Genomic DNA, 14,760 nt, shown 5'->3' with positions numbered 1-14,760 from the left:
CAGACCGAATGGAGCAGCCGGCACGGCGCCCGGGGGAACTTATAGAGCCGATTCATTCTTCCTTTTATATCAAGTCTGCCTGTCCGGGTTGGATGAACTCGATGTTCGCCCCGGTAAGTTCACTGCTGATCCGGACTCTTCTCTCACCATTTTGAGTTCCCGTATGAATGCAGGATATCACTCCGGTTAATCAAATCCCAAGATCACTGCCAATGCGGAAAAAAAAAGATAAGCTTTCTCTCTTTGTTACCGGTGATGTTACCATTGACTGGAATATTGCTCATATCTCCCGTGAATCGCATGATCCCTCCGCCTGGACCGGTGCCGAGAGTTGCAGAATGAGCTGGCAGTTCGGCAGTGCTGTTCTTCTTTCCGACCTCATTACTTCGATGACGAATCAACTGAAGGTCTACCTGCCGTATACCGTTGACGTTACGAGTACTCATACCACACCGGCATCGACTATCGATCCCTATGACACCTGCTACTACCACTGTTATTCCGTATGGGCGCCATATCGCGACAAGGGAGCACCCGACACTATTGTGTGGCGGGTTGAGCGCTTCCTCGGTCTTGACCGCTCCTCAAAAATTGAACCGGAACAACATAAATCCGATGGCGTTACCGCCGGCCCGGAACATGCCGACATTATCGTCATCGATGACAGCAACCTCGGATTCAGAGATCAGCCGGATCACTGGCCTGTTGCCATAAAAGAGCCGGGGAGCGGCAAAAATGGGCCCTGGATTATTGTGAAAATGTCCCAACCGATGGCCGAGGGGGCCTTATGGGAGCATTTGATAGCACATTTTTCAGATCGTCTTATTGTTGTGCTGAGCATTAACGATCTGCGCCAGTCGGCCATTCAGGTCAGCGCCCAGATATCCTGGGAAAAAACAGCTCTGGAACTGATCTGGGAACTCACCCATAATCCCATGATCAACAGGCTGACCCATTCTGCCTATACGGTTGTTTCATTCGGCCCGACCGGTGCGTTGCTTCTGCCGGGGATTACAAAACATGAATCGCCCAAGCTGCTCTTTGACCCCCTCTACATGGAGCGCGAATGGCCGGCAGGGAAAGGGACGATTATCGGCAAAACATCGGTTTTGGTCGCCGGTATTGTTCGTGAAATTATGATGGCCAAAGAGAATCCGGACCTGACCAAAGGGATCCAGTCCGGTATCGCCGCGATGCGTTACCTTCACAAAGCCGGTTATGATGGAGGGACTGACTCTTCACCCCGCCTGCGTTTTCCGATTGATGGTGTTATTAAACATCTGAAGAGTGATGAGCCGCCGCTGGCCATGGCCGATTGCCCGATTATTGATGATGAACAGCATGCACAGCCATTATCCTGGACAATTCTCAGGGATCGTTATTATGATGATCTTGAAGAGTTAAGTCAGCGGATCGTTCTTGAGGGCGCAACAGCGGCCCTGAAAAATATTCCGATCGGGGTATTCGGAGAGCTGGTCACGGTGGACCGTCAGGAGATTGAATCGCTCCGGAGCATTCACAGTCTTATTTCAGAGTATTGCAGTCAGCAGGAAGAGCGTCCTGTTTCGATAGCTGTTTTCGGTCCTCCCGGTTCAGGAAAATCGTTTGCCGTCAAGCAGATCGCCAGGGCGGCCAGTCCGGGGAAAAAAATCGCGGAGAAAACCCTCACCTTCAATCTCTCCCAGTTTAAAAGTCCGGCAGATCTGATTGATGCTTTTCATCAGATTCGTGATGTCGCGTTATCCGGTAAAATACCACTCGCATTCTGGGATGAATTTGACACCTCGCTTGATGGAAAAAAGCTTGGATGGCTGCGCTTTTTTCTGGCGCCGATGCAGGATGGTGAATTTCAGCAGGGACAGTTAACCCACCCGATTGGAAAAGCTATTTTTGTCTTTGCGGGCGGCACCTCGTCGAGTCTGAACGAGTTTACAAAATCCAGAAAACAGAAAGAGCTTGTGGAAGCCAAAACCCCGGACTTTCTGAGCCGGCTTAAAGGGTTTCTCAATGTGCTCGGTCCGAACCCGCAACTCTCCGAGGGACGCGATGACCCCTATTTCATTGTGCGCCGGGCGATTCTCCTTCGCTCACTCTTCGAGCGGCTGACCCCTCAGCTGTTCGACAGAAATCACTTTCTTCGTATCGATATCGGTATCATGCGGGCATTTCTCCGGGTCGACTCCTATCGGCATGGATCGCGCTCAATGGAGGCGATTGTCGCCATGAGCAGGCTTGGCACCGCAACCCATTTCAACCGTTCCTATCTGCCGCCAGAAGAACAGTTGGGTTTGCATGTGGATCCGCTCTCATTTACCGCGTTGGTGCATCATCTGGAACTCCGCGAAGAGCTGCTTGAAAAATTGGCGCGTCTTAACCATAAATTGTTGTATGACAACCTGAAAAGCCAGGGATACGTTTGGGGTAAGGTGAACAATGAAAAATCAAACCCGAAAACACACAGCCTGCTTGTCAGCTTTGCTGCGCTTTCTGCGCATAATCAGGAGAAGAATCGTGCAGCAGTCCGCGATATTCCCAACAAACTCGCTGCTTTTGGCTACGCCATTGTTCCCATGCGCAACAACGAACAGGCCGTTGAAATTCCGATACCCGAATTGAAAGAGATGGCCAAACTTGAGCACGAGCGGTGGATGGAAGCCAAACTTGCCGATGGGTGGAAATATGCCCCTGAAACCAATAAAGAGAAAAAGCTCCATGCACTGCTTGTCGACTGGGAGCAACTCTCAAAAGAGGTAAAGGATAAGGATCGGGCTCTGGTTTCAGAAAATATTCCCCTTTTGCTCAAGGAGGCAGGCTATACTATTGTAAAACTTGCCCAATAAAGAGGGTGCAAAGCTGTTATATTGTTTTTTTATTAATCACACATTTTTCTCATGGCATCACCGATAAAAAAAACTCCGGCTCCTCCCGGTGTGGCAACCTGGGTTCTGGTAACGCTGCTCTGGGGTACCCTGTTTTACTGGACATCGATCTTCATGCTCCGTCTTGCCTCGGCAAAGCTCGGTCAGGGTTATTTCAACGCACAGCAGAGCGAGCTCTTTACGGTTTACGGTATTCACGCCGGTGTACTTGTTCTCTTTGCCCTTGTGGCCATGATGGTACGCCAACTGCTTGATCCGGGAGCCAGCAAACAGGTGGCAAGGAAAGTGGCCATTGCGGAAGGGAAGGGTGAGAAGGTCTTCATCTCTTTTGCCGGAAGTATAGCTACCAGCTTCTTTTTTACCGGTCTGACAGCCCTGACGCTCGCAGTAAGTTCAAGTCGGGTTGGTTTTGATGCGGACTTTACTCTTCCCGTTGTTCTTCTTGCAGCCAGTTACAATATTGCAGCAGGTCTTTGTGCATCACTTTTTGTGGGAGTGGTTTTTTTGATCGCGCAAGCGGTGAGGAAAGGAACGTAATTAATAGAGGTGCCCTTATTGCGATGCCAAAGGTTGGTCCTTTTCGGGAGGGTAGAAATAAAAAAAGCGCAGCTGTTTGACTGCGCTTTTCTATTTTTTTGTGGAGCTAAGGAGACTCGAACTCCTGACCCTTTGCATGCCATGCAAATGCTCTACCAACTGAGCTATAGCCCCGATTTGTCGCTGTAGGCATCGCTATTTATTTGTTCCGAAACCCGATTACTGCGTTGGGTGGTGCTCAAAATCCTCATGTAATCTATCTACACTCCGGTTTCTGCGCTCCATCCGCCTTGTACTCCGGCTTCTCACGACACTAAATAGAAATGCCCTGTAATAAAAAGAAAAAAAACTTGTTTTTGCAACTTGTTTTGTTGATTCTTTGAGTTACAGGTGTTATTTAATGCAAAACAAGCTGTTATGTCATTGTTATTCGTCGTCAAAGAGGGTTTTTCAAGTATCGGCAGGGCCAAGCTTCCCGCAGCCATTACGGTTACGGTCAGTTTTTTTGCTCTTGTGCTGCTCGGTCTTTTCAGCACCGTCTCTCTCAGTTTTTTTGATGTGATCCAGGAGCTGCGAAGCCGGGTTGAACTTGAGGTTTTTCTTGGCGAGTCGATGAGCGACTCTCTTGCAACAAGGAGCGCGGAACAGATCAGGGTGCTCAAAGGAGTTCGGGAGGCCACGTTTGTTTCGAAAGCTGATGCGGCAAAGAGCTTTAATCGTGACTTTGGAGAGGATATTGTCAGAATTCTCGGATCCAACCCGCTTCCGAGATCGGTAAGAGTGAAGTTTCAGTCCGAATATGCAACACCCGACAGTGTCGAGCAGCTTGTTCCTGCTATCAGGAACGTCGCCCCGGGCGCCGATATCCGCTATAATCAGGCATTTATCGGCCAGATAGAGCAGAATGCCCGCTTGTTTACGCTGCTGACCGGAGGAATCGGGGTGCTCATTTCGGTGGCAACCGTTGTGCTGATCGGCTACACCATCCGGCTCGCCATGTATTCAAGGCAGGAGAAGATCCGTACCATGCGTCTGGTTGGCGCTACGGGGTGGTTCATCGGCGCTCCCTATATTATTGAAGGCGCACTTCAGGGCCTGATAGCAGGCATACTTGCTGCCGGTGCGGTCTGTCTGCTCTTCGATCAACTGCTCTTCAGTTATGAACCGGGTATCTACAAGGTGCTGCAGCCCTCTGCACTGCTGATCTACCCGTCGACCGTCCTGCTCGGGCTGGTGCTCGGGGTTTTCGGGAGTGCGCTGTCTGTAGGCAAATATCTGAGGATCGTTTCCAAACGCTGATTTAACCTGTTGCGCGATTTGATTGCTTCGTTGGGTGGTGCTCTGAAAAGAGATCAAGGACAACAAGGACAGCAGGGACTACAAGGACGAAGAGAACACCTTGATGGTTTGCTTGGGCACAATTTCGTGTGATTTCGTCTGTTTCGTTGTTCAAAAATCTTCGAACTGCTCACGACGGTTAATCCTATTGTTACGCTCCTCCGGAGCTTAGTGTTCGAAGGAGTAGAGGAGTTTGATCTCTTCGGGCCACTGGTCGGAGTCGGGGGTTTCAAGGATCAGCGGAATCTCTTCAAATACAGGGTTGTTCATGATGTAGCTGAACGCCTCCACTCCGATTGTCCCCTTGCCGATACTTGCATGGCGGTCTATGCGGCTGCCGATCGGCTGCATGGCATCGTTGAGGTGCATGCCCCGCAGATAGTGCAGCCCTACGATACGGTCAAACTCGCAGAAGGTGGCTTCTGCCGCAGCGGCTGAGCTGAGGTCGTAACCGCTGGCAAAGAGATGGCAGGTGTCGAGGCAGACCCCGGCCCGTGTTTTATCCTCGACTTGATCAATAATCGATGCGAGCTGCTCGAAGCGGTATCCGAGATTGCTTCCCTGACCGGCCGTGTTTTCAATAACAGCGGTAACCCCTTTTGTAACATCAAGCGCCCGGTTGATCGATTCGGCAATCAGCCTGAGGCACTCCTCCTCGCTTATCTCTTTCAGATGGCTGCCGGGATGAAAGTTCAGCAGGGTAAGCTGGAGCGCTTCCACCCGCTGCATCTCCCCGATAAAAGCATCACGCGAAACCTGGCGCTTCCCCGTGTCAGGACTGCCGAGATTGATCAGGTAGCTGTCATGCGGCAGAATATGCTGAGGTTTGAAGCCCCCATCATTACAGTTTTTCAGAAATGCATCTATTGAAGAGGTCTCAAGTTTTGGTGCTCTCCATTGCCGCTGATTTTTGGTAAAGAGCGCAAAAGCTTTTGCCCCGATGGTTGCAGCCTGAAGCGGAGCATTTTCAACTCCTCCGGCTATGCTTACATGGGCGCCGACTCTTTTCATAATTGAACCTCTCTATACTTGTTACGTGATTTGATTACTTCGTTATCCCCTGACGGAATCAGCACCGCCGATGGCTGCGGCCTGTCCGGTGGTGAGATTCATGGTTTTTCTGACGGTAAAGGAACTCCCTTTCGAAGCTGAAGTGGAGAGCATCTCTCCAAGAAGGCCGGTGGAAAAAAGCTGGACCCCGAGAATCAGCAGGAGAATGCCGAGAAAAAGAATCGGGCGGTTGCTGACCGGTTTGTGGAGCAGGATTTTATCAAGGGTAACGTAGAGGCTGATGGCAAAACCGAGGAGAAAGCTGCCAAGCCCGGCCATACCGAAAAAATGCATGGGTCGGCGAAGGTAGCGGGTAATAAAGAGCACCGAGAGAAAATCAAAGAGTCCGGGTAAAAAGCGGGCGGAGCTGTATTTGGTGGTGCCGAATTGCCTTGCCCGGTGAGCCACCGGCAGTTCGGTGATTTTGAAGCCCATCCACTCGGCCATGACCGGGATGTAGCGGTGCATATCCCCATGCAGCTCCAGACGGCGGGTCACCTCGCTGCGGTACACTTTAAGCCCGCAGTTGAAGTCGTGAATGGTTATGCCGGTAAAGAGGCGCGTCACCGTATTGAAGAGTTTTGATGGAAGTGTTTTGGAGAGCGGATCCTTGCGGTTCTGCTTCCACCCGCTGACCAGATCATAGCCCTCCATCAGCTTTTTCAGCAAGGTCTTGATGGCAAAGGGGTCATCCTGCAGGTCTGCGTCAATCGTGCAGAGATACTCACCGGTTGCCGCCATGAATCCGGCCGATAGCGCGGCGGTTTTGCCGAAATTTCTCTGAAAGGAGATCAGCCGGAGCTCAGGCCGGGAGTCGATCAGCCCTTCAATAACCCGGTTTGAACCGTCGGTTGAGCCATCATCCACCATGATAATCTCAAAACTGAACGGATCAGGAAAGAGGGTGCGCAGCTCCGGCTCCTCCATGGCAAGATAGAGCTGATCAATCAGTTCAGGAATTGATTCCCGCTCATTAAGCAGAGGGACGATAACGGAGAGTGAGGCCAAAGGCTGAACGATTAAAGTTGAATAACGAAAAAGTTAACTGTAATAAAGCAAAAACCATCATCCGGTATTCAAAATCTCTTCAAACTCTTGTCCATCTTCTCAGGAAAGGAGCCAAAGGACTACAGGGACAGCAACGACGAAAAGAAATGCCATCCCGGAAGGGCGAACACGCAGGTTCGCCCCTACAATTCAATCTAACATCGCTTTAATTCTTGTCCACTGTGTCCACTTCTGTCCACAATTTCTTCGTCCATTTGCGTCCACTCTCTTCCTCTTCAAACCCCTCTTCTTCCGGGATCCCAGATGTATTTGTGCAGTTGAAGCTGCATTCTGACGTTCAGCCGGTCTTCGAGAATCCAGTTGGCAAGGTTTACGGGCTCCAGCATGCCGAATGCCACGCCCATCATGACGGTGCAGGCGTCAGGGAGTCCGGTTCTGGTGAGCAGCTCCCTAGCCCAGAGGTAGTCTTCGCGGTCGGCCACGACAATTTTCAGCTCTATCAACCGGTTTGCGTGATCTTTCTGCTTCAGGGCGAGTGCAATGTTTTCCGGGTTGTTTTTATCCGATACACCGGTTGACGGCGGTTTCAGGTCGATGATTTTATGCACGCGGGGATCCGCCTTCGCCACAGAGAGAAATCCGCCGGTTTCAAGCAGGACACGCTCTTTCCAACGGTTGCAAAGCTTCTCCATGAGCGGGTAGACCTCCTCCTGCAGGAGCGGTTCTCCTCCGGTTATCTCCACAAGCGGCGCCCCGAGTTCAACCACCCGTTCTATGATCTCCTCAATATTCATCTCCCTGCCGGGGTGTTCCGCATAGGCGGTATCGCAGTGGCGGCAGCCGTGGCCGCATCCGGCAAGCCTGATGAAGGTGCAGGGCCATCCTGCATATGAAGATTCCCCCTGGATTGAGTGGAAGATTTCGCTAATGTTAAGAGTAGGGGTGCTCATGAGTTCAGCTCGGATAGCAGTTTTTCAAGGGCGTCAGGGTAGAGGGTGTGCTCACAGGCAAGTACTCTTGCGGCAAGGCTTTCAGGGCTGTCGCCTGGATGCACCGGAACCTTGCGCTGCATGAGAATCCGCCCCTGGTCATACTCCTCGTTGACCAGATGCACCGTTGCGCCACTCTCGGTTTCGCCTGAAGCGAGTACCGCCGTATGGACATGAATGCCGTACATACCCTCGCCACCGAACTTCGGCAGCAGGGCGGGATGGATGTTGATAATCCTGTCTGTATATGCCTCCACGACCGCGTCAGGCACCTTGCGCATGTAGCCCGCCAGCACAATGATCTCGATCTGCTCTTTTTTAAGGCATTCAACCATGGCTGCTGCAAACCCGTCAAAGGAGTCGAACTGCTTTTCCGTCAGATGCAGGGTTGCTATGCCGTTCTCACGGGCGAACTCCATCGCTCCGCACTGCCAACGGTTGGAGAGGCAGAGCACGATCTCCGCATTGATTTCTCTCTGTTTCAATGCATGGAAAATGGCTTGAAAGTTGCTTCCGGATCCGGAGCAGAAGACCGCTATGCGGGTTTTGTTGGTAGTCATATGGTTATGGTCTTATTGCACTTATTTTATTACAACTGCCCTCCATTTCCAAGTTTTTCCGCTTTTCGGGTTTCTCTCTCCGGCTGTGCTTTCGGTTGACCCGTTGATGTCCCTATTCTTCTCATTTTACTGTAATTATCCTTACCTTTATCGTAACGCTCATTTTGAGATAAAGCTTGGTAACGGAGAGGATATGGGCATTAAAGAAATTGAAATCGAGATACTGAAGCTGGATTTGAAGGATCGAGCTACGCTTGCGAAGTGGCTCATCGACAGCCTCGACGAACTGCCGGAATTAGAAGATGAAGCTTTATCAGGCATAATATCAAGGCGGGATAAATAACTAAAGTATAGGGAGATGAGGCATGAAACCCACGACACCGCATAAAATTGTGGTCATCCAGGCGCTTGAGTTTGACAATGCCGGCAACATTTTACCGGCTCCGCCACCTCCGCCGGTTAAAAATGTACAACCTATTGTTGTGAAAAACAGGGCCGAACTTGCTGCAGCATTTAAGACGCTTAACGACGGGGATATCCTTGTTTATAATGGTCATGGAAACAGAGGTCAATACGCAGTCGGTACCGGGATAGATGCGGGCAGAGACTGGAAGGATCTGTGGAAGGAGATGGGAACGTACGGACTGAAGAAGCAGCCAAAGCTTTCATGCGTGTTTCTTGCCAGTTGCATGGCTGACCATACTTCGAATAATCCCCTGACCCATAAAGAATTGAAAGAGTTCAGGGAGTTATTCCATGCAAGAATTGCCATTGCTCCCAACTATGAATATAAGTCCCATACCGGATGGGGCTGGTGGGGAAAAGATGAAACGTTTGCCGGTAAAATGATTACGGATATCACAAAATATCATAATGGTCAAATTGACGCATGCGAGCTTGACAAGCGTCTGCACCAATACAAAGAGAGGTTCGGGATAACCTATGGCTGCAATGCTTGGAATCATCCCGCCACTTGTCCTTGCGGATTCGGACTGCCAAAGTTTCCGTAATGATGCAAGATTGCAATGTCGTTTTCCCGGGCGAACAGGATTGCTACAAGCTGTAAGCTGATTGAGATGTAGGGTACTATAAAAGCATGGATATGGGTATTAAAGAAATTGAAATCGAGATCCGGAAGCTTGATTTGAAGGATCGAGCTACGCTTGCGAAGTGGCTCATCGACAGCCTCGACGAACTGCCGGAATCCGAAATCGAAGCGTTATGGGTTGAGGAGGCCGAGCGACGGCTTCGTTTGTTTGAAAAAGGTGAAATTGAGGCGATAGATGGCAAAACGGTTGTTGATGCTCTTCGGAAAAGTCTAAGATGAAATATTGCCTTATATCGTTTTTTGCTTAGGATTTGGCAGAAGCTATCCGACAATGCTTCTATTCGATATGTGCTCATGGTGCGGACTCTCCGGGAATATTATGCTGAAGAACCTGACACTCTCATAAGTTGATTGGCATCGCTTTTAATTTGATTCTGCATTATGAAACTGAAACAATATCAGGTAGATGCTTTTGCTACCAGACCATTTGAGGGGAACCCTGCTGCCGTGTGTCCGCTTGATAGCTGGCTGGATGATGAGCTTCTTCAGGCTATAGCGGAAGAGAATAATCTGTCCGAGACGGCATTTTTTGTTCCTGCTGAAAAAGGGTTCAAACTGCGCTGGTTTACCCCGGTCAGGGAGCTTGACCTTTGCGGCCATGCAACCCTTGCGGCGGCCCATGTGATTTTCGACATTATTGGCTACTCCCGTCAACGCATCACCTTTGAAACACGGAGCGGTGATCTCTTTGTGCAAAAGAGAGGGGAGCTGCTGGAAATGGATTTTCCTGCCTCTCCACCGCTGCCCTGCGGATTTTCTGAAATTCTGGCTGAAGCTCTTGGCAAGCGACCTCTGGAGGTGTGGGCTTCGGACGATTATCTTGCCCTGTTCGACAGCGAAGCCACTCTGCGCGCTATCACTCCTGACTATGCAATGCTTTGCGAACTTGATCTGCGCGGTGTCATCATTACTGCTCCCGGCAGTGATGTTGATTTTGTCAGTCGCTTCTTTGCTCCCAAGTTCGGTATTCATGAGGATCCCGTAACCGGTTCCGCTCACTGCACGCTTGCGCCATACTGGGCCAATAAACTTGGAAAGCATACCCTTACGGCCAAACAGGTTTCCAGACGGGGTGGCAATATCGCTTGCGAAGTGAAAGGTGACCGGGTTCTTCTCTCGGGGAGTGCGGTGACAGTTATGGAGACTGAGATTACCCTGTAATTGCCAGAGAGAAAGCTGAAGGTGATTTTCCTTTTCGCTCTTCTTGCAGATATTAATTTTACATTGTATATTTACGGTGTAAAATTAATTGGTGGTTCATTATTCGGCACCTCTGTAAATTGTCGTGAGCGGTTTGAGTGCGAGGCGGACAGAGCGCAGAAACCGGAATGTACACGAGGTACTTGAGGATTTCGAGCACCGCACAACGAAGCAATCGAATCGCGGAATAAATTTAGAGAGGTGCCGCATGGCAAGACCGATAAAAACAGAGCAGATCCTGAATTTACAGGAGGCTATCAAGGATACTGCATGGCGGCTGATAGCAGAATCTGGCGCTCCGGCCCTTTCTCTGCGGGCCATTGCCCGGGCCTTGAAGATTACCGCTCCGGCCATTTACAACTACTTTTCTGATCGTGACGCACTGGTGACCGCCCTCACCATTGATGCCTTTACCTCTTTCGGGGATGTGCAGCTCAGGGCTCGCGACAGCTATCCCTCTTCTCAGCCACTTGAGCGTCTGCAAGCTATCGGCCTTGCCTATCGCCACTGGGCACTGAGCTATCCCCAGCGTTATCAGCTCATCTTCGGCACCCCCATTCCCGGCTACGAACAGCAGCAGATGGCAATCATTCCATCAGCAACCCGCTCCATCAGTGCGCTGGTGAGTGTGATTGAGGATATCCGTATTGCCGGAAAACTGAAAACGGAGGAGTTCCCTCTTCCGCAGGAGGAGTCTGCGACCGGGCTTTCGCCCCTGAACACCTGCACGCGCAACTATCACATGGTGTCGCACGGTGTGGCCCTGATTGTCTGGAGCCGTGTGCACGGGCTGGTTTCGCTTGAAATCGGTGGTCGTATTCCCCCGTTCGGAGTGAGCGGCGAAACGCTCTATACCTATGAATTACAATCAACAGCCAGACAATTTATACAGGAGGAGTGATGAAAACATTGATTCTTGACGGGTCACCGGCAGGTGACAGAGTCGGCATGCTTTCGGTAGCCGACCTGCAGGCTCACCTTGCAGAGCGGGGTTCGACCTCGGAAGTGGTGGCGTTGCGCGACAAAAAGATCGGCAACTGTATGGGTGATTTTTATTGCTGGTTCAAAAGCCCCGGCAAGTGCCATGTGGCTGACGACAATCAGGAGATATCGGGGAAGTACCTTGAAAGCGACCTTGTTATTTTTCTCTCGCCCATTACGTTTGGCGGTTACTCGCCGACGCTCAAGAGAATGGTTGATCACATGATACAGAACACCCTGCCGTTTTTTGCAACCCACAGCGGGGAGATTCATCATATGCAGCGCTACGAGCGTTATCCCGACGTGCTCACCATCGGCTGGCAGCGTGAGCCGGATAAAGAGGCGGCATCTGTTTTCCGGCATCTGGCATGGCGGAACTCCATCAACTTCTATGCAAAGGTGCATGCCTGCGGCATCCTCTCCGGAAATCAGGCAGATCGTGTTATGGAAGCAGAGCTTCATCGAGTGCTTGATCAGATTGATCGTCACGAATCAGATGCAGTGCCTGCTCTGCCGGAGATCAGGTGTTCATCTGCGACACCGGTTTCACCCCGTCGTGCACTGCTGCTGGTTGGCTCTCCGCGTCTTGAAAAAAGCACTTCATCATCCCTCGGCTCCTATCTTTTTGAGCAACTCCAGCAGCAAGGATTAGAGACCGAAACGATTTATCTCTACAAGGTGATCAACAGTGCAGAGCGTATGGAAGCGCTGCGTGAGGCGATTGCGATGGCCGATCTGGCTGTGCTGGCTTTTCCGCTCTATGTCGATACGCTTCCTGCGCCGGTTATTTCGGTGCTTGAAGATGTTGTTGCGCATTGCAAGGGGAAAACAAAGCCGACCCGTTTTTCAGCCATTGTCAATTGCGGTTTTCCCGAAGCGAGCCAGAATGAGAGCGCCGTTGCACTCTGTGCCGGGTTTGCCCGCGACGCCGGATTTGAGTGGATGGGCGGGCTTTCGCTTGGCGCGGGGGAGGGGATGGTTCAGGCACGGCCGCTCGGGGAGATGGGTGGACAGGGTGCATCCCTCAGAAGGGCGCTGGAGATCGCGGCAGGGGAGCTTGGCGAGGGTAAAGCCATTTCAGAGAGTGCGCAGGAGCTGCTGGCCAAGCCGGTGATGCCGCAGTGGTTGTACAAACTGGGCGGTACTATTAGCTGGAAGATGCGGGCACGAAAGTTCGGTACGCAGAAGCTCCTGAAGGCAAGGCCTTACGAGAAAGCGGTTTAGTCTTGAGCAAACTGCAATGCATGTATATTGCTTCGCCGAAGGTTCAGAGTGGCTCAAATAATTGGGGATTTTTTCTTAAATTCCCGCTTCACAAATAGCACTCAAACGATAAATAAATTTTCAAAAAAAATGTCTGATCCTGTCATCAAGCGGGCGCTGGTCTCTGTATCTGATAAAACCGGTATTGTCGATTTCTGCCGTGAGCTTTCGCTACTCGGCGTCGAGATTTTTTCAACAGGAGGAACCTTGAAGTCGCTTCAGGATGCAGGCGTCAGTGCAGCCTCGATATCCAACATCACCGGATTTCCGGAGATAATGGACGGGCGGGTGAAAACCCTTCATCCGAAAATTCATGGCGGACTGCTTGCTGTCCGGGAGAATCCCGATCATGTCAAACAGGCGGTCGAGAACGGTATCGGATTTATTGACCTTGTGGTCGTGAACCTCTACCCCTTCGAGGCAACCATCGCCAAACCCGACGTAACCTTTGAAGATGCCATAGAGAATATCGATATCGGCGGCCCCTCCATGCTCCGCAGTGCAGCCAAGAACAACGAGTCGGTAACGGTGGTAACCGACAGTGCCGATTACGCGCTTGTGCTCAAGGAGATGAAGGAGAATAACGGAGCCACGAGAAGGGCGACCCGCCTGAGGCTTGCAACCAAGGTATTTACCGAGACCTCCCGCTATGACGGAGCTATTGCAGCATACCTCACCAAAGCCTCTGCAGGCGAGCAGTCGGCGGCAGCCTCTTCGATGACCGTCAAGCTTGAGCGTGAGCTCGACATGCGTTACGGTGAGAACCCGCACCAGAGCGCTGGCTTTTACACCTTGACCGACAGTAACGGTTCACGCTCTTTCGGCGATTTTTTCGAGAAGCTTCACGGCAAGGAGCTCTCCTACAACAACATGCTTGATATTGCCGCTGCAACCGGAGTTATTGAAGAGTTCCGCGGTGAAGACCCTTCGGTCGTTATCGTGAAACATACCAATCCGTGCGGTGTTGCGCAGGCCCCTACGCTTGCCGAAGCCTACCGCCGTGCATTCTCAACCGATACCCAGGCACCTTTTGGCGGAATCATCGCCTTTAACCGTCCGCTTGATATGGAGGCGGCAGTCGCCGTCAATGAGATCTTTACCGAGATTCTCATTGCCCCAGCCTTTGAGTCGGGTGTGCTTGAGCTCTTGATGAAGAAAAAGGACCGCAGGCTTGTGCTTCAGAAAAAGGCTCTGCCGAAAGGGGGCTGGGAGTTCAAATCCACTCCGTTCGGTATGCTTGTTCAGGAGCGCGACAGCAAAATCGTTGCAAAAGAGGATCTTACGGTGGTGACCAAACGTCAGCCTACCGAAGAGGAGCTTTCGGATCTGATGTTTGCCTGGAAGATCTGCAAGCATATCAAATCGAACACCATTCTCTATGTGAAAAACCGTCAGACATACGGCGTCGGTGCCGGCCAGATGTCGAGGGTTGATTCGTCGAAAATCGCACGCTGGAAAGCCTCTGAAGTCAATCTTGATCTCAAGGGTTCAGTTGTTGCTTCTGACGCCTTTTTCCCCTTTGCCGACGGTCTGCTTGCCGCCGCCGAGGCCGGTGTTACGGCAGTTATTCAGCCGGGCGGTTCAATCAGGGATAATGAGGTGATCGAGGCGGCTGATGCCAACAACCTTGCCATGGTATTTACCGGAATGCGCCACTTCAAGCACTGATCCTGTTGCGCGACAAGCGCGAACAACCTACAAGGAAAGAGGGCCGCTGTACCAACAGCGAGCCCTTTTTTTATCGCTTTTTTTCCATGGTGAGTTCTCTGTTTCATTTTTCGCTCCGGCTCCTTTCTCCTCAGCTATTCTTTCAAGCCGCAGCATGCTCATGGAAGATTAAGGTGATG

At 51.2% G+C, this 14,760-nt stretch carries 14 protein-coding genes and 1 tRNA gene; 10 read left to right on the top strand and 5 right to left on the bottom strand.

The features are described from left to right. Positions 1–212: 212 nt before the first annotated feature. Together CFERDRAFT_RS00880 and CFERDRAFT_RS00875 are read left to right on the top strand one after the other, a co-directional pair. Positions 213–2,840, top strand: a complete 2,628-nt coding sequence (locus tag CFERDRAFT_RS00880; protein ID WP_232209721.1) for a RyR domain-containing protein — start codon at positions 213–215, stop codon at positions 2,838–2,840. 51 nt (positions 2,841–2,891) lie between these two features. Continuing rightward, on the top strand, positions 2,892–3,416 hold the full coding sequence (locus CFERDRAFT_RS00875; RefSeq protein ID WP_006365287.1) for a hypothetical protein: 525 nt from the start codon (positions 2,892–2,894) through the stop codon (positions 3,414–3,416). Positions 3,417–3,517: 101 nt separating this feature from the next. On the opposite strand, the gene CFERDRAFT_RS00870 is transcribed toward CFERDRAFT_RS00875, so the two are convergent. Then, positions 3,518–3,590, bottom strand: a tRNA-Ala gene (locus CFERDRAFT_RS00870). Positions 3,591–3,833: 243 nt separating this feature from the next. Here CFERDRAFT_RS00870 and CFERDRAFT_RS00865 point away from each other — a divergent pair. Beyond that, positions 3,834–4,715: a cell division protein FtsX gene (locus CFERDRAFT_RS00865; RefSeq protein WP_006365286.1), complete on the top strand. Its 882-nt coding sequence runs from the start codon at positions 3,834–3,836 to the stop codon at positions 4,713–4,715. 207 nt (positions 4,716–4,922) lie between these two features. On the opposite strand, the gene nfo is transcribed toward CFERDRAFT_RS00865, so the two are convergent. From nfo to purN, 4 genes are all read right to left on the bottom strand, one after another. Then, a complete protein-coding gene (gene nfo, locus CFERDRAFT_RS00860) occupies positions 4,923–5,765 on the bottom strand; it encodes a deoxyribonuclease IV (RefSeq protein ID WP_006365285.1) in 843 nt (280 codons plus the stop codon). A 42-nt stretch (positions 5,766–5,807) separates the two neighbouring features. Continuing rightward, positions 5,808–6,812 carry a glycosyltransferase family 2 protein gene (locus tag CFERDRAFT_RS00855; protein ID WP_006365284.1) on the bottom strand — a complete coding sequence of 335 codons (1,005 nt, stop codon included), beginning with the start codon at positions 6,810–6,812 and terminating at the stop codon, positions 5,808–5,810. A gap of 275 nt (positions 6,813–7,087) precedes the next feature. Continuing rightward, positions 7,088–7,762: a 7-carboxy-7-deazaguanine synthase QueE gene (locus tag CFERDRAFT_RS00850; RefSeq protein ID WP_006365283.1), complete on the bottom strand. Its 675-nt coding sequence runs from the start codon at positions 7,760–7,762 to the stop codon at positions 7,088–7,090. Next, positions 7,759–8,361, bottom strand: a complete 603-nt coding sequence (gene purN, locus CFERDRAFT_RS00845) for a phosphoribosylglycinamide formyltransferase (RefSeq protein WP_006365282.1) — start codon at positions 8,359–8,361, stop codon at positions 7,759–7,761. Before purN ends, CFERDRAFT_RS00850 begins: the two co-directional genes overlap by 4 nt. Positions 8,362–8,554: 193 nt before the next feature. Between purN and CFERDRAFT_RS12250 the strand changes: the two genes are divergently transcribed. The 7 genes from CFERDRAFT_RS12250 (at position 8,555) to purH (ending at position 14,581) form a co-directional block, all read left to right on the top strand. Beyond that, positions 8,555–8,704, top strand: a complete 150-nt coding sequence (locus tag CFERDRAFT_RS12250) for a hypothetical protein (RefSeq protein WP_156777949.1) — start codon at positions 8,555–8,557, stop codon at positions 8,702–8,704. A gap of 22 nt (positions 8,705–8,726) precedes the next feature. Then, positions 8,727–9,371, top strand: a complete 645-nt coding sequence (locus tag CFERDRAFT_RS00835) for a hypothetical protein (RefSeq protein WP_006365281.1) — start codon at positions 8,727–8,729, stop codon at positions 9,369–9,371. A 92-nt stretch (positions 9,372–9,463) separates the two neighbouring features. Continuing rightward, a complete protein-coding gene (locus tag CFERDRAFT_RS00830; RefSeq protein WP_232209720.1) occupies positions 9,464–9,688 on the top strand; it encodes an addiction module protein in 225 nt (74 codons plus the stop codon). 162 nt (positions 9,689–9,850) lie between these two features. Further along, positions 9,851–10,630 carry a PhzF family phenazine biosynthesis protein gene (locus tag CFERDRAFT_RS00825; RefSeq protein WP_006365279.1) on the top strand — a complete coding sequence of 260 codons (780 nt, stop codon included), beginning with the start codon at positions 9,851–9,853 and terminating at the stop codon, positions 10,628–10,630. Positions 10,631–10,877: 247 nt separating this feature from the next. Beyond that, positions 10,878–11,570 carry a TetR/AcrR family transcriptional regulator gene (locus CFERDRAFT_RS00820; protein WP_006365278.1) on the top strand — a complete coding sequence of 231 codons (693 nt, stop codon included), beginning with the start codon at positions 10,878–10,880 and terminating at the stop codon, positions 11,568–11,570. Next, complete coding sequence (locus tag CFERDRAFT_RS00815) at positions 11,570–12,874, top strand: NAD(P)H-dependent oxidoreductase (protein WP_006365277.1); 1,305 nt, start codon at positions 11,570–11,572, stop codon at positions 12,872–12,874. Before CFERDRAFT_RS00820 ends, CFERDRAFT_RS00815 begins: the two co-directional genes overlap by 1 nt. Positions 12,875–13,003: 129 nt before the next feature. Beyond that, the gene (gene purH, locus CFERDRAFT_RS00810) at positions 13,004–14,581 is read left to right on the top strand and encodes a bifunctional phosphoribosylaminoimidazolecarboxamide formyltransferase/IMP cyclohydrolase (protein ID WP_006365276.1); all 1,578 of its coding nucleotides are present in this window, start codon (positions 13,004–13,006) and stop codon (positions 14,579–14,581) included. Positions 14,582–14,760: the final 179 nt, after the last annotated feature.

It is taken from the genome of Chlorobium ferrooxidans DSM 13031 (assembly GCF_000168715.1).
GTDB lineage: Bacteria > Bacteroidota > Chlorobiia > Chlorobiales > Chlorobiaceae > Chlorobium > Chlorobium ferrooxidans.
The sequence above is the reverse complement of the archived record's forward strand: the minus strand, read 5'-3'. Positions and strand labels throughout refer to the sequence as shown.